Below are 18,410 nucleotides of genomic sequence, written 5' to 3'. Positions count from 1 at the left end.
GACCTCAGCAGGGTTTGGCCGTGAACCGCGGGTCGGCGGTGAGGCGTTCGGTCAGCAGGTCCGCCTGCGGCCGGTGCAGGTACAGCTCCACCCATCGGCCGCCTGTCGGCTCCGCACCTGCGCGGCGGAACGGCACGATCTCGTAGGGGCCCGCGTACTCGGTGCGGATCCGGCACGTCCGGTGCGGCAGGTAGCCGCCGGCCGCATCGACGACGACGGCGGGCATGCGGTCACGCACGATGTAGGCGTGGTCGTCGGGGTTTCGTGCCAGGTGCGCGTCGGTGGTGCCGCTGGGGTCGACGACGTACAGCCGGGGGCCCGCCGCGTCGGCGAGAGCTCCCGCGGGCACGGCGCTGACGACGGTTCCGCCGGTGAGGCGTTCGCCGAGCCAGTCGCCGATCTCGTCCAGCTCGTCTTCGACGGTCCGCAGCTCCTGCATCGCCGGCAGGGTCCTGGTCATGCCGAGCGTCAACGACAGCCCCGCCAGCACCACGGCGACCACGGCGACGCCGCGCCCGGTCGGCACCGTTCCGGAGCCGGCTCCTCCCCGTGACGGCTCGCCCGAAGCTCCCCGGCCGCCGGTCGGGGCCGCGTCCGCCCCGCTGGTGGTCGGCATGCCTGCCAGCGCGACCCCGCTCGCCGCGGCAACGGTGAGCAGCACCGGAACGGCGGCCAGCTGCCCCCACGCGGGCAGGGTCCCGCCGCCGATCACGATGGCGTACCCGGTTTCGGCCAGCGCGAGTGCCAGCAACAGCCACACGTACGTCGCACCGGGAAGCCGGCGCCGGTAGCTCAACAAACCGATCGTCACGGCCGCGACCAGCAGAAACACCTGGTAGGTGAGCGCGAAGTCGGTGACGTAGGTCCACCCCGCCTCGAACCGGCCGACCAGGGAGTCGCTGGCGCGAACGAGACGGGCGACGACCGCCGTGGGCACGCTGTCGCCGTAGTAAGTGATGCGCCAGGCCGCCCACGGCACCAACAGCACGGCTGCACCGGCGACATACACCGCGGGTGACGGGCGAGGCATCCGGCCGCGCACCGCGGCGACCACCAGCCACCCGCACGCGACCACGGCGACGACCACACCGTCGAGACGCGTCATCACCGCGAGCGAGGCGACCAGTCCCGCCAGCACGACGTGGCCCGTGACCAGGGTGTACACGAGCGTGAGCACGAGCAGTACGAACAGCGGGGTGGCGAGTCCGGACGGTCCGTACGCGGCGAGGGCACCGGTCGCCGCGGTGACCACCGCGGCGGCGACGGCGAACGCGGGGGCACGGCCGGACCAGCGCAGGATTCGCCCGGTGAGCGTGTACGCGACGAGCACGCAGCCGAGCGCACAACCGATGCCGAGTGTCACGGCGACCGGTTCGACCTCGGCACCCGTGATCGCACGGACCAGCGCCAGGAGCACGATCCACGCGAAGTCGGTGTAACCCTCGACGGGCTCCCCCGGGTTGAACACCGGCCCGTAGCCGTCGGCGATGTTGCGTGCGTAGCGGAAGCCGACGTGAGCCTCGTCGGGCACGGTGCCGTAGGCGAGCTGATGCGCCAGTGACGCGGCCACGGTGACGGCGAGTGTGGCGAGGCGCCAGCCGCGATGACCACTCAGCCGGGGCCACACTGCGACGAGCAGCACCGCGAGGCACACCCACAGTGCCACCACCACGCCTGTGGCGATCATGGCGCGACCACCCCATCCCCGCCGAAGCCGAAAGACCGGCCGAGCAGACAACGTACCGAGACCGGACGGCCGGGCGGGCACCCGCCCGGGAACGGACGACTCCGGCCGGCCGCCGCTACAGCTCGAGACTGTCGAGCATCGTGAACGTTTCCTCGACCAGGTCTTCGAACGGTTCGCGGTAGTCGGTGTCGTGCCAGTACTCGATCAGCGCGATGAGCGCGTGCACCAGCGCGGACACGAACACCCGCAGCCGCAGCGAGTCGATCCCCAACCCGGTGTGGATCGCGAGGATGTCGCGCAGCAGAGCCTCGACCTGGTCGACCTCCGCGCCGAGGGCCTTGCGCACCGACGGTTCGGTCAGCAGGAAGTGGATCCGCGTCCGCAGGAGCGAATCGACGCCGAAGGGCTCGCCACCGGACGGGGCGCCGTTCGTCGGCGAGCCAGCCGGCAGGAAGTCGGCCAATTCGCCGAGCACGCGGCGCAACGCTTCGATGGGGCTGTGCTCCACGAGCAGATGGTCGAAACGACGTAGTAGCTCGGGGTCGCTCTCGTCGTAGAGGACGAGCTGTTCCTTCGTGCCGAAGTAGCGATAGACGGTGCTGGGCGAGACCTCCGCTTCGTCGGCGACCCGCTCGATCGTCACGGACCTGAAGCCGTGCACGGCGAACAACTGCAGGGCCGTGTCCTGGATGTGCCGCATCGCCTTGCGCTTCTTGCGCTCCCGCAGGCCGGGTTCACGCCGATACCGGTCCCGGAGCGTCTCGACCCCGTTCGCCGTATCACCCTGCTTCACCACGCCGTGGATCATAGCAGTGGCTTTCTTCTGATAGTGACTTCCGTTTTGCCACCTCCTCGACGTCCAGCGCCGCAACCCTCCCCGGACCTCACGTGATCGTCACCTTCAACGCGGAGTCACTATCAATAAGTAGTCACTTGCAGAATCCGGCGGCTCCTACGTAGAGTCACTTCCAAGTGGAAGTCACTATCAACTTCGAGGCGGAGCCGTGATGCGCAGAACCGAGACGACCACGACCGTCGACGTGGCGGGGCTCATCAAGGAGTTCGGCCGGTTCCGTGCCCTGGACGGACTCGACCTGACCGTCGAGCGCGGCGAGGTGCACGGCTTCCTCGGACCCAACGGCTCAGGCAAATCGACGACCATCCGTGTCCTGCTCGGCCTGCTGCGGGCGGACGGCGGCCGGGTGCGCCTGTTCGGTGGCGACCCGTGGCACGACGCCGTCACCCTTCACCGCAGGCTCGCCTACGTCCCTGGAGACGTGCACCTGTGGCCGAACCTCACCGGCGGCGAGGTCATCGACGTGCTGGCCGCAGCCCGTGGCGGTCTCGACCGGCGCAGGCGCGAAACCCTCCTAGACCGGTTCGAACTCGATCCGACGAAGAAGGCGCGCACCTATTCGAAAGGCAACCGGCAGAAGGTCGCGTTGGTCGCTGCGCTGGCCTCGGACGCCGAGTTGCTCGTTCTCGACGAACCGACGTCCGGTCTCGACCCGCTGATGGAGGCCGTCTTCCAGGAATGCGTCGCCGACGCCACGGACGAAGGTCGCACAGTACTGCTGTCCAGCCACATCCTCGCCGAGGTCGAGGCGCTGTGTGACCGCGTCAGCATCATCCGCGCCGGGCGCACTGTCCAGACCGGCACCCTCGACGAACTCCGGCACCTCACCCGCACCACGGTCGACGCGCGCACCCGCACCCCCGCGACCATGCTCGACGGCCTGCCGGGCGTCCACAACCTGACCACCACCGCCGCATCGGCCGCCGCATCCGGCATCGCATCCGGCACCGGCACGCGCACCGATGCGGCCGAGGCCCACCGGTCACCGGTTGCCGAATCCGGTCACCACGTGCGATTCGACGTCGACGGCGAACACCTCGACGAGGCCATGCGCACCCTCGCCGGAGCCGGCATCACCGCGCTGACCAGCACACCGCCGTCGCTCGAGGAGCTCTTCCTCCGCCACTACGGCGCCGACAACCCTGCCGACACCGACAACCCTGCCGACACCGACAACCCTGCCGACACCGAAAGCACCGCCGACACCGCGGCGGATGCCACCAACACCCACGGCACCAACACGCACGGCACCAACACGCACGGCACCAGCACCCACGCCATCAACAGCGCCGACACCGACGACACCGCACCCGAGCCCACCGCACCCACAGGCAACACCTCCGACGACACCGCCGGCACCGCATCGGGGAACCGGGCCGAGAGAGGCGTGTCCCGATGACCACGCGCACGTTCGCGGCGACGTCAGTGCTCGCCCGGTTGACGCTCCGCCGCGACCGGGTCCGGCTCGCGATCTGGTTCGCCGCCCTGGTCGCGCTGCCGCTGGCGGCGGTGTCGAGCCTCGAATCGCTGTATCCGACGCAGGCTTCCCTCGACGGGTACGCCCGCACGGCCGCCAATCCCGCGGCGATCGCGCTCGGCGGTCCCGGGCACGCGCTGCACACGCTCGGCGGTGTGGTCGTGTTCGAGATCGGCGGGTTCGCCGCGGTGGCCGTCGCGTTGTGCAACATCTTCCTGGTGGGCCGCAACACGCGCGGCGAGGAGGAACTCGGCCGCATCGAGTTGTTCCGGGCTTCGGTGGTGGGGCGGCACGCGGCGCTCGCGGCGACACTGCTGGTGGCCGCCGCGTTCAACGTGGCCGTCGGCGGGGCGATCACCGCGGTACTGGGGGTGCAGGGTCTGCCGTGGCCCGGCAGCGCGGCGTTCGGCGCATCGCTCGCGGCGATCGGGCTCGTGTTCGCCGCGGTCGCCGCCGTCGCCGCCCAGTTGGCCGATCACGTGCGCGGGGCGCAGGCGATCGCGGGAGGTGTGTTCGGCGCCTCCTATCTCGCTCGCGCGGCGGGTGATCTCGGTGACGGCACGCTGTCGTGGTTGTCCCCCGTCGGGTGGGCGCAGGCGACCAGGCCGTTCGCCGATCACCGATGGTGGCCGTTGCTACTCGTGGGCGGGCTGGCGGTGGCGTGCGTGGCCGGCGCGTTCGTCCTGGAATCGCATCGCGACCTGGGCGAAGGCATGGTGCCCCACCGCCGGGGACCCGCGCGCGCAACCGCAGGGCTGACGACGAGACTCGGCCTGGTGTGGCGGTTGCAGCGAAGCGGGGTCGCCGGTTGGACCGTCGGCGTACTCGCCGCGGGCGCGGCCCTGGGAGCCGCCGCCGACCAGACCGGCGACATGCTCGCCGACAATCCCGATCTGCTGGCCGCACTCGGCGGTTCGGCGGCCGCGGAGCTGGCCGATGTCTTCTTCCGGATGACCTCGCTGCTGCTCGCGATGGCCGTAGGCGGATATCTCGTCGCGGCCGTGCTGCGCGCCCGCTCGGAGGAACACGCCGGGCACGTCGAGCCGCTGCTGGCCGGCTCGGTGAGCCGTCTGCGGTGGACGTCGGCGCAGCTCGCCGTACCGGCCGTGGCCAGCGCGGCACTGTTGGCGGCGGGCGGCGCGGGCGCGGGCGCCGTGTACGCCCTCGCTGCGGGCGACATCGAGCAGCTGCCGCGGATCCTCGCCTCGGCGATGGCGTACCTACCCGCGGTGTGGCTGTTCGGCGGGCTGGCCGTGGCGCTGTTCGGCGCGGCGCCGCGGTCGGCGCCGGTGACGTGGGGCGTGTTCGCGGCCGCTGCGGTCGTGTCGCTGCTCGGCCCCGCGTTCCGATTTCCTGCGTGGCTGGTCGACATGTCGCCGTTCGAACACGTCCCGGAGTTGCCGGGCGGCGAGGTCACCTTCGCCGCGCCGGTGGTGATGCTGCTGCTCGCCCTGACGCTGGCCGCTGCGGGCACGGCGGCGTTCGCCAGGCGGGACCTCGCCACGGCGTGAGGAACCGGACCGCGAGCCGAACCCGCCCGTCGCGGGCGAGGCGTTACCGTCGTCGGCCATGCGACGGGTTGTGGTGATCGGCGGCGGCATCCTCGGACTGGCCGTCGCGCGCGAGCTGGCCGGACGCGGCGACGAGGTGATCCTGCTCGAGAAGGAACACCGCTGGGCCGCCCATCAGACCGGCAACAACTCGAACGTCGTCCACGCGGGTCTGTACTACAAGCCCGGCTCGCACAAGGCGCGGATGTCGGTCGCGGGCAACCGGTCGATCCTCGCGTTCGCCCGCGAACACGGGGTGCCCGCCGAGGTCTGCGGCAAGCTCGTCGTCGCGACGCAACGGTCCGAACGTGCGGCGCTGCACGTCCTGGCCGAACGGGCCCAGGCCAACGGTGTGCCCGCGCGGCTGATCGGCCCGGCGGAGGCACGCGAGTACGAACCCGAGGTGGCGTGTGTCGAGGCGTTGCGGGTCGAGACGACCGGGATCATCGACTTCCCCGCCGTGTGCGAGACGCTCGCCCAGCTGTCGGCGGCGGTGGGCGCCGACCTGCGGCTCGGCACGCGCGCGGTGGCGATCCGGTCGCGCGCCGGCGGAGGTGTCGACATCGCGACGGAGACGCGCACCGACAGCGGCACCGCATCCGGAACGCTCCGGGCCGACGTGCTCGTCAACTGCGCCGGCCTGCACGCCGACCGGGTCGCCGAACTCGCCGGGGTGCGCCCGCGGGCACGGATCGTCCCGTTCCGCGGCGAGTACTACGAACTCAACCCGGAGAAGCGGCACCTCGTGCGCGGCCTGATCTACCCGGTGCCGGACCCGTCGCTGCCGTTCCTCGGGGTGCACCTCACGCGGATGCTCGACGGAAGTGTCCACGCCGGACCCAACGCGGTGCTGGCGCTGCGCCGGGAAGGCTACCGGTGGCGGGACGTCTCACCACGCGACGTCGCCGACGTGGCCCGGTTCCCTGGTGCGTGGCGGCTGGCCCGGCGGTACGCGTTCCCGGTGGGATACGACGAGGTGTGGCGCTCACTGTCCCGGAAACGGTTCGCCCGGAGCCTCGCGCGGCTCGTGCCCGCGGTCGGGCGCGGTGACATCACGCGCCACGGTTCGGGCGTGCGTGCACAGGCCGTGCTGCCCGACGGCTCACTCGCCGACGACTTCCTCATCGACCGAGCACCCGGCCAGGTGCACGTGCTCAACGCGCCGTCCCCGGCCGCCACGAGCGCCCTCGAGATCGCCCGGCACATCGCCGATTCCGCCGAGGCATGAACCTGTGCCGGACCCCGTTCCCGCGCCTCCGCGACCCGGTTCGCCGAGGGCCGAAAACTCGCGGGAAAGTTTTCACCGTTTTAACTCACTCGCACCCCGGTGCGGCCCTACCGTGAGATCTGTGTCCGAAGACTGCGTGATCCGGCCGGTCGAGCCCGCACCCGCGGGCATCGGCCTCGTGGCGCCGTTCGACTTCGCCCTCGACCGCGAACTGTGGCGATGGCTGCCCGCCCACGTCGACCTGTACGCCACCCGCCTGCCCTACCTGTCCGACCCGGTGTCGGTGGAGCTGGCGAGCGCACTCAGCGATCCCCGCGGCGTCCGCAACGCCACCAGGGACATCCTCGCGCCGGAACCGAGTTCCGTGGCCTACTCGTGCAGTTCGGGAAGTTTCGTCGACGGAGCCGCCGGCGAAGCCGCGATCGTCGCCGCGATGTTCGACGCCGGTGCGCCCGCCGCCGTCACGACGTCGGGTGCCATGATCGCCGCGCTCACGGAGCTCGGCGCCCGCCGCGTCGCGCTGGTCACCCCGTACGTCGACGCCATCACCGACAAGCTCGTCGATTTCCTCGCCGAGTTCGGCATCGCCGCGACAGCCAGGTTCGACCTCGGCCTCAGCGGCGGGATCTGGAAGACGTCGTACGCCGACGTCCGAACCGCAGTGTCCACAGTTGACACCACGGGAGCGGACGCGGTGTTCATCGCGTGCACCAACGTGCCGACCTACGACCTCGTCGCCCCGCTCGAGGCGCAGCTCGACGTACCCGTGCTCACGGCCAACCAGGTGACGATGTGGGCCGCCATGCGCGATGCCGGCATCACCGGCGTCGACGCCCCCGGCGCGCTATTCGCCGACCGGGGAGAGGACCTCACGGCCGCCTAGGAACGGGCGCATCGCTTCGGGCACGCGCACGGAGCCGTCGGCGAGCTGGTGGTTCTCGAGGATCGCCACGAGCCACCGCGTCGTGGCGAGCGTGCCGTTGAGCGTGGCCACGGTCTGCGGCTTGCCGCTCGCGTCGCGGTGGCGCACCCCGAGCCTGCGCGCCTGGAACGTCGTGCAGTTCGACGTCGACGTCAGCTCGCGGTACGTCTCCTGCGTCGGGATCCACGCCTCGCAGTCGTACTTGCGTGCCGCGCTCGTGCCGAGGTCACCGGCCGCGGTGTCGATCACGCGGTACGGCACCTCGATCTTGGCGAGCATGTCCTCCTCGAACGCCAGCAGCTTCTCGTGCTCGGCCTCGGCGTCCTCGGGCTTGCAGTAGGCGAACATCTCGATCTTGTCGAACTGGTGCACGCGGAGGATGCCGCGGGTGTCCTTGCCGTAGGACCCTGCCTCGCGGCGGAAGCACGTGGACCAGCCCGCGTATCGCTTCGCGCCCGCACGCAGGTCGATGATCTCGTCGGCGTGGTACCCGGCCAGCGGCACCTCCGACGTGCCGACGAGGTACAGGTCGTCCTCGCCGAGGTTGTAGACCTCGTCGGCGTGCGCCCCGAGGAACCCGGTGCCGCCCATGATCTCCGGGCGCACGAGAACCGGCGGCACCATCAGTTCGAACCCTGTCGCGCCCGCCTGCGCCGCGGCCATGTTCAGCAGCGCGAGCTGCAGCTGGGCGCCGACCCCGGTCAGGAAGTAGAACCGAGCGCCCGAGACCTTGGCGCCCCGCTCCATGTCGATCGCGCCGAGGCGCTCACCGAGGTCGAGGTGATCGCGCGGGGTGAAGTCGAACTCGCGCGGTGTGCCGACGTGCTTGAGTACCTCGAAGTCGTCCTCGCCGCCCGCGGGAACCCCGTCGATGATGAGGTTCGGCACGGTGCGGTGCAGCTGCTCGAACTCGTCACTGGCGCGGGTCTGCTCGGCCTCGGCTTCCTTGACCTGCGCGGCGAGCTCCTTGCCCTTCGCCAGCAGCGATTCCCGTTCGTCCCCGGAGGCCTTGCCGATCTGCTTGCCGAGCGCCTTGTGTTCGGCCCGCAGCTGATCGGCGGTCGCGATCGCGGACCTGCGTTCGGCGTCCAGCGACAGCAGTCGGTCGACGACGCCCTGGTCCTCGCCGCGGGCTCGCTGCGAGGCGCGTACCTGGTCCGGGTCTTCGCGCAGAATCCTGAGGTCGATCACGTCCCTGAGGGTAGACGGCCCGGCCGACGGCACTCCGCCGAGGCACGACCGCGACGACCGATCGCGTCACCTGGCCGCGACGACCCGCACCGCAACCGGCAACACGACTCGCCCGAAGCCGCACCACGAGCCCCGCGATCCGCAACACGAGCCCCTGAGACCGCAACACGGGCCCCGCGATGCGCAACACGGCCCCCTGAAGGCGCAACACGAGTGCAGAACACGCGTGTGCGAGTGCAGGACACGCGGCGCTCAGCGGGAGCGGACGAAGCTCGCGATCTCGCTCGCCAGTGCAGGTCCGCCGTCCTCCTGGAGGAAGTGGCCCGCGTCGGTGATCGTCGGGTGCTCGCGCCCCTCCGCGCCCGGCAGGCGCTCCAGCACGGGCCGCATGCCCGCGGTGATCGGGTCGCTGTCGGAGAACGCGACCAGCATCGGGATGGACGACTTGCCCAACGCGGCGCGCGCCGCGCGGTTGGCCTCCGTGGCCGGGTCGTCCGGCGTGGTCGGCACGAGCGACGGCATGGCCCGCGGACCGGCCTTGTACATCTCGTTGGGGAACGGCGCGTCGTAGGCGGCCCGCTCCTCGTCGGTCAGCTTCGTGACGCACCCGGACTGCACGAAGCGGCCGATGTCGAGCACCTGCGCCTTCTCGACGGCGTCGTGGAACGACCACCAGACGTCGGGCATGCCGTCGTCGCCGGTCGGCAGTCCGGTGTTGGCGGGAACGACGCCCGCGAACCGCTCCGGGTGCTCGGCGACGAGGCGCAGCCCGATCAGCCCGCCCCAGTCCTGCCCGACGAGCGTGACGTCACGCAGGTCGAGCGCGTCGAACGCGAACGCGCGCATCCACTCGACGTGCGCGGCGTACGTGTGGTCGGCCACGTCGGCCGGCTTGTCCGAACGGCCGAAGCCGACGAGATCCGGTGCGATCGCACGCAGTCCGGCGTCGGCGAGCACCGGCAGCATCTTCCGGTACAGGTACGACCAGCTCGGCTCGCCGTGCAGCAGCAGCACGACCGGGCCGTCGGCGGGTCCCGCCTCGACGTACCCGATGCGGACGATGCCGGTCTCCGGGCTGTCGATCTCGGCATAACGCTCCGGGAAGTCGAAGCCGGGGAGGTTCTCGAAACGATCATCTGGGGTCCGCAATAGCCGCACGCCGCCACCGTAGCGCGTCAGGTGCACCTGACAACCCCGCGAAACGATCACGCGACGGTCGGGTCACGAGACCGCATCCACGGCTCCCGTGGCGGCGCCGGGCCGGGCGCGGACGACTACGAGATGGCGACCGCGACCACGAGACCCAGCGCCAGATGAGCGGCCGCGACGACGAGGCTCGCGGGTGCGAACCGGTCGCTCTCGATGGTCGACCGGACGTCGATACGGGTCGCGAACTCGAGCACGCGCACCGCGGCGACCTGCACGACGATGCCGACGAACCCGAACACCAACGACATGATCAGGCCCTCGGCGAGGTCACCGGTGGAGGCCCAGATCGCGACGACGACGATGAACGCCATCGACAGCAGCCCGGACGAGGTGACGATCACGGCGTTCGGCAGGCCGCGGCGCACCAGCTCGGACAGCTTGCCCGGCGTGGTGAAGTCGATCGCGTAGAAGCCGATGAACATCAGCAGCAGGCCGACGATCGCGTACAGCGCGATCGCCCCGATGCCCCAGGCGATGTTCCCGAAGAAGCCTTCGGACAGTGCGACGTTCACGTGGAACTCTCCCTTGCTCACGTTTTCGGAAACGGTGGCGTCCGGCACGCGACCGTGTCCGGCGGTCACCCACCGGACGCGGTCACCCGCCGATCGCGGTCATTCGGAAATGCGGTGCGGGACGAACGCGGCACCGTCGTCGGTGACGAGGCCCGCGGTCTCGCGAATGCCCAGGCCCGCCGCGTTGTCGCCGACGATCCAGGCGCCCAGCGCGGGGCGGAACCCGTCGAACTCGGGCAGCGGGTCGAACGCCTGGAAGGTGTAGCCCTCGGCGCCGTAGACACCCGCGGTCTCGGTCTCGTAGCCGGGCGCGACGATCTGCACGTTCGCGCCCTCCCTGCCGAGCTTGGGCTTGCGCACGTACTCGGTGAGCAGTCCGGGCTGGTCGTTGAACGCGGGCAGCAGGTTCGGGTGGCCCGGATAGTTCTCCCAGAGGATGCCGAGCAGCGCCTTGTTGGACAGCAGCGTCTTCCACAGCGGTTCGACCCACAGCGTCTGCGGCAGCGATTCGGCGGCGTACCGGCCGAACTCCTCCTCGACGATCCATTCCCACGGGTAGTTCTTCACGACCGTGCCCATGGGCGCCTCTTCGAGGTCGACGAACCGCTTCAGCAGCGGATCCCAGCCGATCTCCTCGATGGCGAGCGCGACCGTGTCGAGACCGGCCTCGGCGGCCGTCTCCTGCAGGTACGTCGTGGTGATGTGGTCCTCACCGCTGGTGTCGGCGCTCGACCACGTGAAATGCACTTCCTTCGACGGCAGCAGCCCGCCGATGTGCTGCCAGCGCTCGATGAGCTGTTCGTGCAGCGAGTTCCACTGGTCGGCGTCGGGGAAGACGTCGGTCTTCCAGTGCCACTGCAGGATCGCGGCCTCGAGCAGTGAGCTCGGGGTGTCGGCGTTGTACTCGAGCAGCTTGGCGGGGCCGCGGCCGTCGTAGCGCAGGTCGAACCGCCCGTACAGGTGCGGATCGCGGCGCTTCCACGACTCGGCGATGTAGGGCCACAGCCACTCGGGCAACCCGAACTCGCGGTACCGCTCGGTCGTCACCACGTGGTCGACGGCGTCGAGACACATCGAATGGAGCAGCTCGACGTCGGCTTCGAGCGCGAGCACCTCGTCCATCGGGATGACGTAGTGCACCGACTCGTCCCAGTAGGGCCGGGCTTTGCCGTCGGCGTAGCGGGCCGGGGTGCCGAACACGAGTCCCTGCTGCTCGACGGTCTGCTGCCAGTTCGGACGGGGCGCTGAGGTGGATCGCTGCACCGGCTCAGGCTCCGCTCTTGCCGAAGCTGCCGCCACTGACACCGAATCCGCCCCGCTGGACGGTCTTGCCGGAGCGGGTGGTGATGTTCGCGCCGTCCGGCTTGGTGAACGAGCCGCCCCGCACCTGCGTGCCGGGAGAGCCGCTGCCGCCGTAGTTGTAGCGGTACTGCTGCATGCCACCGCCGGGCATCGGCAGGAACATGAACCCGCCGCTGACGTATCCGCCGTGGCTGGTGACGTAGTCCTCGTCGCAGTAGTCGTCGTTCTCGACGACCGTGCCGTCGGCGGTCGTGCAGATCGCCGTCGTGTCCTCGGGCTTGACGAGGTACCACCCGGCGACCAGGCCGACCAGACCGAGCCCGACACCGCTGCCGATGAGCAGCTTGCGCCGGCTGTCGGACTTCTGCTCGGCCGCGAGGCGCGCCTGTTCGGCCTGGGCGGCGCGCTCCCGATCCTCGGCCTCCGCCTGCCGGCGGGCACGCTGCTCGGCGAGCGTGGGCTCACGCGGCGCCGTCGTCGACGGATCCTGGAACCGCATCTGCCCCGGCTGCGGCCCTCCCTGCTCCGGGCCGCCCCGCTGCTGCCCGTAGGACTGCCCACCCTGCGGTGGCCCCGGCGGCCCGTCCGGCCACGGGCCCTGCGGCCCCCCGGCCGGATTGTTGTCGTCACTCATGCTCGCAGGCTCCACATGTCGGCACCTTTTCTCTTCCGCGAGTTCTCGTCCGCCGAGTCGTCTTCCGCCGGGCTCTCGTCCGCCTCCCAGGTCGTTCGGCCACGCGCACACGTCCGGCGGCCGGGCCATCACTCGTCCGAGATCGGCCCCAACCCTAGCGACCCGCGCGCAACCGCCGTCACGAGCAGGCATCATGGAATGGATGTCCGAAGAGCCCCGCCGGTTCCATCCGGAGAAGCCCGCGCGCACGAAAACGGCGCGCCGTACCCGTGTCCTGGTCGCGGGCGTGTTCGTGGGCGCCATCGCAGCGATGTCACTGTCGTGGCTGCTGGGCTGGGGCTTCGAGACACCGGAGGAACGCACACAGCAGCGCTCCGAGGTGGCCGCGAAGGCCCGGTACCAGGCGTTCAGCTCCCCCGCGGGCACCTGTCTGACCTGGCAGGCCGCCGACGCGAGTGACATCCGTGACGTCGGCTGCGGCAAACCACACTTGTTCGAGGTCATCGGCTCGGTGGACATCTCCGCGCAGTACCCGCGCGGTGCGAAACAGCCCGACGCCGACACCTGGCGCACGCTGACCGAACAGCGCTGCGGTCAGAAGGCGCGCGAGTACCTCGACGGGCCGCTGGACCCGGAGGGCAAGCTCAGCCTCGGCGTGCTGCAGCCCGACGACGACCGGTGGGCCGCAGGCGACCGGAAGTTGCACTGCGGCCTCCAGCGCACCGCACCGGGCGGATCACTGCAGCAGCTCGACGCGCCCGCGGACGAGATCGACCAGTCGAACGTGTGGGAGAAGGGCGCCTGTCTCGGCATCGAGGACAAATCCCCCGGCGACCCCGTCGACTGCACCGAGCAGCACTCCTACGAGATGGTCGCGATCGTGGACCTGGGCAAGGAGTTCGAGGCGTTCCCCTCGCAGCAGGACCAGAACAAGTTCCTCGACAAACGGTGCAACAAGCTCGTCGACGAGTACTCCGGCGACGCCGACCTGCGCAAACAGGGCCTGATCACCGCGTGGGACACCCGCACGAAGGAAAGCTGGCAGGCCGGTTCGACCCGCGTGAACTGCAAGGTCGGCGCGCTGCTCGAAGACGAGAGCGGCCTCGCCCCGATCCGCGGCAGCATCGCGAAGGGTGCCGCATCGCAGCCGCAACCGTCGGCAGGTGCCGACGGCGAGGCGTCGCAGAACTCCGGCGACAACTCCGGCGGCAACGGCGACAACGGCGGGAACAACTCCGGCGGGACCGGTTCCGGCGACGGCGGAGGCAACACGGGTTCCGGGGCGGGCATCGACTCCGGCGGTGACCTCGGCGGCGATCTGGGCGGCGACGTGGGCGGCGAGGTCGGCGGTCACGTGGGCGACGAGCGGAACGGGGGCTGACAGCCGGTGGCCGTGGACATGCCGCTGCAGCGTTTCGAGGAGCTCGTCGCGTCGGCGCTCGATCAGGTTCCCGAACAGTTCGCCAGCGCGATGGACAACGTCGTGGTGCTCGTCGAGGAACACAACGAGGAGGAGCCCGACATCCTCGGGCTGTATCACGGGGTCGCACTCCCCGACCGAGGTCACGACTACGGCGGGGTGCTGCCCGACCGCATCTCGATCTACCGTGGGCCGATTCTGAGCATCTGTGACACCGAGGACGACGTCGTCGAGGAAGTGCTGGTGACCGTCGTGCACGAGATCGCCCACCACTTCGGCATCGATGACGCCAAGCTGCACGAACTCGGCTGGGGCTGACCCGCGGCCGCCGGCCCGCGGACCGACTGCGCGAGGAACACCGACCCTGCGAAAGTCGCGTTTCCGACCGAGACATTCGCCCGAAAGGGTAGGATTACTGGCGGCTACCGGCCGGGCACGTTCTGCTCTAACACGATGGCGCAAGATTCGACCACAACAGTGACTTCCCCCGCCCCCGCCCGCCGCGGACTACCCCTGCTGCTGGGCGCCAACCTCGCCGCCAATCTCGGCGACGGTATCGCCAAGGTCGCCTTCCCGCTCCTCGCCGCAACCGTCACGCGCGACCCGGTGTTGATCGCCGGGCTGTCGGCCGCCCAGTTCCTGCCGTGGCTGCTGCTGGCGGTGCTGGCGGGCGCCATGTTGGACCGGGTCGACCGGCGCAAGGCCATCGTGCTCGCCAACACCGCGCGCGCCGCCGCGATCGGCGGCATGACCGTGCTGGTGCTGACCGACTCGGCGTCGATCTGGCTCATCTATCTCGGCGCGCTCGTGGTGGGGGTGGCCGAGGTCGTGGCCGACAGTGCGGCCAACGTGCTGATCCCGTCCGTGGTCGATCAGAGCGGGCTGTCCGGGGCGAACAGCAAGCTGCAGGCCACCGAGATCGTCGGGCAGACCTTCGCCGGCGGCCCGCTGGGCAGTCTCACCTTCGCGGTGTTCGCGGCGTTCCCGTTCCTGCTGACATCGGCGTCGTTCGCGATCGGTGCGGCGTTGCTGCTGGCACTGGCGGGCAGTTTCCGGCCTCAGCGGTCGGCGGCGGCCGCAGGCGAGGAGCGGCCTGCCGCCACGTTGCGCTCCGACCTCGCCGACGGCATGCGCTGGCTGATCCGGGACCCGGTCATGTGGCGGCTCGTCGTCGCGGCGGGCGGGCTGGCGCTGACGTCGGAGCTCGCGCAGGCCCAGCTCGTGCTGTACGCGCTCGAGGACCTCTCGCTGACCGAGGCCGCGTTCGGCGTGTTCGGCCTCGTCGGCGGCCTCGGCGGTCTCGGCGGAGCGGCGCTCGCCTCACGGCTGGTCGACCGGTTCCGCGGCCGATACGTACTCGCGGGTTCGATGGCGGCGGCCGGGACAGCGTTCATGGCGATGGGTTTCTCGGCCCAGCCGGTGGTGAGCGCGGTGCTGTTCGGGCTGTTCGCGGGCGCCGTCGTCGTGGCCAACGTGCTGCTGGCCACGACGCGCCACCGCCTCGTACCGGCCGACCTGCTGGGCCGGGTACTCGGCGTGTGGCGGACCGTGGTGTGGGGCATGCTCCCCGTCGGCGCTCTGCTGGGCGGTCTGCTGACGACCGTGCTGGGCTCGACGAGCGCCACGTTCGCGTTCTCCGGCGCCTGCCAGATCGCGCTCGGCGGCGTCACGATCGTCGCGGTACTGACGCTGGACCGGCACCTCCGGCACGCCTGAACCGTGGCGGAGGTGCCGCGTGGGGAACCGATCGCGGCGGCGTCCCCACGCGGCCGGCACACCCAGGCGGCCTGCACCACTGCCGTGTGCGTCGAGCTGCCGTGCGTCGGGTTCCGGGTGATCAGCGGCCGGGTTGGACGGTCGCGACGGTGAGCTGCTGGCCGCCCGGGAATTCCGCGCACCCGGTGCCGGGCGCCTTGACGAACATCGAGTTCGTCTCGTGCGGCGGGTACACCCGCAACCCGCGTACCGGGGTCGGCTTGCACTCGGCGGGGTCGTAGTTGCGGACCTGCACGAATCCGACGTCCGCGTGCGCGGTGCGGCCGGGCTGCAGGGTCACCGGAGCGCCCTTGTTCCCGGTGCGGTGTGCGGCCGCGCCGACCTGGTGTCCGTCGTCGCCCGCGACGTACGAGACGCCGGGGAAGCCGTGGATCACGCACGGCGAGTCGGACACGTTGGTGAAGCGCAGCGGGCGGTAGTGGGTGCCCGCGGTGCCCTGGCCGCGGCCGAGGGACAGTTCGAGATCAGCGGCGAGGCAGGTGTCGCCCGCTCCGGCCCGCTCGTGTGTGGGCACGGCCTGCTTGGGTGCGTCCTGTTGCGGCGGGGATCCGTCGCCGGCCGCGGACGTGCCGGTGGGCTTGTCCGCGGTGGCCGCCGGCGATTCACCCGAGCCGTTACCGGCCGGTGCGGCGGACGGAGCGGCCTGCTGCGTTCCCGGCGAGTCGGACGAGCCTGCCGGACCACCGCAGCCCGCGAGAACGAGGGCCAGAATCGCCGCCCCAGCGACGATCGACGCTTGCGAAGCGGTTTCACGATTCTTGTTCATCACGCGCCTCCCTTGCCGGAATGTCGGCTACCCGGAAGACGTTTCACGCACGCTTCGGTTGCGCGAAACTTTCCCGCCTGCGGTCAAGGTGGGATAACAATTCACGACCCGCCCGTACCGCCTGCGCACGGATCCGCCGCGGCCCACAACCGTCACCGGCGACATCAGCGGCTATCGCCGGTCCGCTATCACTGCGCGATTATCACCGGGCGGTTCCGGTGAACCGCACCGAATGTGTTCGGCCGCACTTTCCACCGGCCCCGCACCGACGTTTCACCCGTTCGACACCGCCCGTTCGACACGGCCCATTCGTGGCACCGGTACCGGCGCGCGTCCGGCGCGGACTCACTTCCCGACGGTGATGCCTGCCCATTCGGAGCAGTGCCAGCCACCGCCCGCGTCGGCGTCGAGGCGCACCATCGCCGTGTTGGGCAACAGGCCGTTGTCGGCGATCTCGGAGGTCACGTTCCCCGCCAGCCATTCGGCTCCGAACCGGATCGCACCGCCGTGACTCACCACGACGACGGCCTCGTCGGAGCCGTAGTGCCGGGCGTGCAGCCCGCGGACCGCCTCGACGTACCGCTCCCGTACCTCGTGGCCGGTCTCGCCGCCGGGCAGCGGAACGTCCAGCCGCCCGTCCAGCCACTGGCCGACGACCTTCCCGTACAGCTCAAGGGCCTCCTGGTCGCCGCGGCCTTCGAGATCGCCGACGCTGACCTCGTGCACCCCCGGCAACAGCGTCACCTCCATCGAGAGCGCGTCGGCCAACGGGCGGGCCGTTTGCCTGGCACGCGTGGCGTGGGAGGCGTACACCGCCGCGATCGGCTCGTCGCCCAGCCGCGCCGCCAGGTCGCGGGCCTGCTGCCTGCCCAGTTCGGTCAACGGCGGCCCCGGCAGCGCCGTGTCGAGGATCTTGCGGACGTTCGCCTCACTCTGGGCGTGCCGCACCAGATACAGCCTCACGCGAGTTCTCCCTTCCGGACGGCCTCCACCCAGGCGTCGGCCGCGGCGAAGTCATCGTTACCCGCGCCGGGTTCGAGGGTTGCCGCCACCCCGTCGGCGCGCGGGTGTGAGCCGAGGAACCGGACCTCGGTCGAACGCCTACGCAGCGCGGCGAGCGCGTCGGCGATGCGCGGCTCGGCGACATGACCTTCGAAGTCGAAGAAGAACCGGTACGTGCCGTAGTCGCCCTTGACCGGCCTGGCGTCCAGGCGGGTGAGGTTGATACCGCGCATGGCCAGCTCGGCGAGCAGGCCTGCGAGGGATCCGGTGCGGTTGGCCGCGGCCACGACGATCGACGTCCGGTCGGCGCCCGTCGGCTCGGGCAGCTGTCCCGGCCTGCGCAGCAGCAGGAAGCGGGTGCGCGCGTCGGCGAGGTCGGCGACGTCCGTAGCCAGCACTCGCAGCGGGTAGTGCTCCGCGGCGACGGGCGCGACGACCGCGGCGTCGTACTGGCCTTCCAGCACGCCCACCGCGGCGCCGGCAGTCGACGAGGCCACGAGTTGTTCGGCCTTCGGCAGGTGCTCGGCCAGCCAGCCGCGGACCTGCGCGAGCGCGTGCGGATGGCTGGCGACCGTGCGCGGCGGATCGGGCGCGTCGGAGCGGGTGAGGACACTGAACCGGATCGGCAGCAGCGCCTCGGCGACCGCGACGAGCGGATCACCGTCGACGGCGCTGTCGAGCGTCGCCGTGACGGGGCCCTCGACGGAATTCTCGACCGGTACGCAGGCGCCCTGGGCCTCTCCGCTGCGGACGGCGTCGAAAGCTGCTGGGATTGTCTCCACCGGAAACAACCGTTCACCACCGGCGAGATTCCGCGCCGCTTGCTCGGTGAAAGTGCCTTCCGGACCGAAGAACGCTATGCGTACCACAACCGGCAA

General features: G+C 70.8%; 16 protein-coding genes and 1 pseudogene. 7 read left to right on the top strand and 10 right to left on the bottom strand.

Translation table 11 applies throughout. The features are described 5' to 3' along the window. Nucleotides 1-4: 4 nt before the first annotated feature. Both LY12_RS16835 and LY12_RS16830 read right to left on the bottom strand, forming a co-directional pair. Entirely contained in the window at nt 5-1,687 is a 1,683-nt protein-coding gene (locus LY12_RS16835) for a DUF8728 domain-containing protein (RefSeq protein WP_253857835.1), read from the bottom strand. Between the two features lie 115 nt (nt 1,688-1,802). Beyond that, complete coding sequence (locus tag LY12_RS16830; RefSeq protein WP_253857833.1) at nt 1,803-2,483, bottom strand: TetR/AcrR family transcriptional regulator; 681 nt, start codon at nt 2,481-2,483, stop codon at nt 1,803-1,805. Between the two features lie 211 nt (nt 2,484-2,694). Here LY12_RS16830 and LY12_RS16825 point away from each other — a divergent pair. The 4 genes and pseudogenes from LY12_RS16825 to LY12_RS16810 all read left to right on the top strand — a co-directional run. Beyond that, nucleotides 2,695-3,672, top strand: a pseudogene (locus LY12_RS16825) (ABC transporter ATP-binding protein); the annotation flags it as partial. A 266-nt stretch (nt 3,673-3,938) separates the two neighbouring features. Beyond that, on the top strand, nt 3,939-5,531 hold the full coding sequence (locus LY12_RS16820; RefSeq protein WP_253857831.1) for an ABC transporter permease: 1,593 nt from the start codon (nt 3,939-3,941) through the stop codon (nt 5,529-5,531). Between the two features lie 58 nt (nt 5,532-5,589). Continuing rightward, nucleotides 5,590-6,798 carry an L-2-hydroxyglutarate dehydrogenase gene (gene lhgD / locus LY12_RS16815; RefSeq protein ID WP_253857829.1) on the top strand — a complete coding sequence of 403 codons (1,209 nt, stop codon included), beginning with the start codon at nt 5,590-5,592 and terminating at the stop codon, nt 6,796-6,798. A 121-nt stretch (nt 6,799-6,919) separates the two neighbouring features. Continuing rightward, the gene (locus LY12_RS16810) at nt 6,920-7,681 is read left to right on the top strand and encodes a maleate cis-trans isomerase family protein (protein WP_253857827.1); all 762 of its coding nucleotides are present in this window, start codon (nt 6,920-6,922) and stop codon (nt 7,679-7,681) included. Here LY12_RS16810 and serS read toward each other — a convergent pair. From serS to LY12_RS16785, 5 genes are all read right to left on the bottom strand, one after another. Then, nucleotides 7,643-8,911 carry a serine--tRNA ligase gene (gene serS, locus LY12_RS16805; protein WP_253857825.1) on the bottom strand — a complete coding sequence of 423 codons (1,269 nt, stop codon included), beginning with the start codon at nt 8,909-8,911 and terminating at the stop codon, nt 7,643-7,645. The genes LY12_RS16810 and serS overlap by 39 nt on opposite strands. A gap of 252 nt (nt 8,912-9,163) precedes the next feature. Next, nucleotides 9,164-10,069, bottom strand: a complete 906-nt coding sequence (locus LY12_RS16800) for a haloalkane dehalogenase (RefSeq protein ID WP_253857822.1) — start codon at nt 10,067-10,069, stop codon at nt 9,164-9,166. Nucleotides 10,070-10,185: 116 nt separating this feature from the next. Then, nucleotides 10,186-10,632, bottom strand: a complete 447-nt coding sequence (locus LY12_RS16795; RefSeq protein WP_253858875.1) for a DUF350 domain-containing protein — start codon at nt 10,630-10,632, stop codon at nt 10,186-10,188. 99 nt (nt 10,633-10,731) lie between these two features. After that, a complete protein-coding gene (locus tag LY12_RS16790; RefSeq protein ID WP_253857820.1) occupies nt 10,732-11,895 on the bottom strand; it encodes a glutathionylspermidine synthase family protein in 1,164 nt (387 codons plus the stop codon). A 4-nt stretch (nt 11,896-11,899) separates the two neighbouring features. Beyond that, nucleotides 11,900-12,568, bottom strand: a complete 669-nt coding sequence (locus LY12_RS16785; protein WP_372493546.1) for a hypothetical protein — start codon at nt 12,566-12,568, stop codon at nt 11,900-11,902. A 202-nt stretch (nt 12,569-12,770) separates the two neighbouring features. On the opposite strand from LY12_RS16785, the gene LY12_RS16780 reads away from it, so the two are divergent. The 3 genes from LY12_RS16780 to LY12_RS16770 all read left to right on the top strand — a co-directional run bounded on the left by LY12_RS16780 (nt 12,771) and on the right by LY12_RS16770 (nt 15,704). After that, the gene (locus LY12_RS16780; RefSeq protein ID WP_253857818.1) at nt 12,771-13,949 is read left to right on the top strand and encodes a septum formation family protein; all 1,179 of its coding nucleotides are present in this window, start codon (nt 12,771-12,773) and stop codon (nt 13,947-13,949) included. A gap of 18 nt (nt 13,950-13,967) precedes the next feature. Then, nucleotides 13,968-14,306, top strand: coding sequence for a metallopeptidase family protein (locus tag LY12_RS16775; protein ID WP_301302787.1), 339 nt, complete (start codon nt 13,968-13,970; stop codon nt 14,304-14,306). Nucleotides 14,307-14,441: 135 nt separating this feature from the next. Next, nucleotides 14,442-15,704: an MFS transporter gene (locus LY12_RS16770; RefSeq protein ID WP_372493545.1), complete on the top strand. Its 1,263-nt coding sequence runs from the start codon at nt 14,442-14,444 to the stop codon at nt 15,702-15,704. A 121-nt stretch (nt 15,705-15,825) separates the two neighbouring features. Here LY12_RS16770 and LY12_RS16765 read toward each other — a convergent pair whose 3' ends face one another. From LY12_RS16765 to pheA, 3 genes are all read right to left on the bottom strand, one after another. Further along, nucleotides 15,826-16,530, bottom strand: coding sequence for a DUF4232 domain-containing protein (locus LY12_RS16765; RefSeq protein ID WP_253857812.1), 705 nt, complete (start codon nt 16,528-16,530; stop codon nt 15,826-15,828). A 345-nt stretch (nt 16,531-16,875) separates the two neighbouring features. Next, entirely contained in the window at nt 16,876-17,493 is a 618-nt protein-coding gene (locus tag LY12_RS16760) for a histidine phosphatase family protein (protein ID WP_253857810.1), read from the bottom strand. Then, nucleotides 17,490-18,401 carry a prephenate dehydratase gene (gene pheA, locus LY12_RS16755; RefSeq protein ID WP_253857808.1) on the bottom strand — a complete coding sequence of 304 codons (912 nt, stop codon included), beginning with the start codon at nt 18,399-18,401 and terminating at the stop codon, nt 17,490-17,492. The genes LY12_RS16760 and pheA overlap by 4 nt, the downstream gene beginning before the upstream one ends. Nucleotides 18,402-18,410 lie beyond the last annotated feature (9 nt).

Source organism: Prauserella alba (assembly GCF_024171735.1).
GTDB lineage: Bacteria > Actinomycetota > Actinomycetes > Mycobacteriales > Pseudonocardiaceae > Prauserella > Prauserella alba.
The sequence above is the reverse complement of the archived record's forward strand: the minus strand, read 5'-3'. Positions and strand labels throughout refer to the sequence as shown.

Bases quoted from the DNA above. Each gene is read 5' to 3' on its own strand.
- LY12_RS16775 (WP_301302787.1), top strand. From the start codon at position 13,968: ATGCCGCTGCAGCGTTTCGAGGAGCTCGTCGCGTCGGCGCTCGATCAG.
- lhgD (WP_253857829.1), top strand. From the start codon at position 5,590: ATGCGACGGGTTGTGGTGATCGGCGGCGGCATCCTCGGACTGGCCGTC.
- LY12_RS16785 (WP_372493546.1), bottom strand. From the start codon at position 12,568: ATGAGTGACGACAACAATCCGGCCGGGGGGCCGCAGGGCCCGTGGCCG.
- LY12_RS16765 (WP_253857812.1), bottom strand. From the start codon at position 16,530: ATGAACAAGAATCGTGAAACCGCTTCGCAAGCGTCGATCGTCGCTGGG.
- LY12_RS16820 (WP_253857831.1), top strand. From the start codon at position 3,939: ATGACCACGCGCACGTTCGCGGCGACGTCAGTGCTCGCCCGGTTGACG.
- LY12_RS16835 (WP_253857835.1), bottom strand. From the start codon at position 1,687: ATGATCGCCACAGGCGTGGTGGTGGCACTGTGGGTGTGCCTCGCGGTG.
- LY12_RS16770 (WP_372493545.1), top strand. From the start codon at position 14,442: ATGGCGCAAGATTCGACCACAACAGTGACTTCCCCCGCCCCCGCCCGC.
- LY12_RS16780 (WP_253857818.1), top strand. From the start codon at position 12,771: ATGTCCGAAGAGCCCCGCCGGTTCCATCCGGAGAAGCCCGCGCGCACG.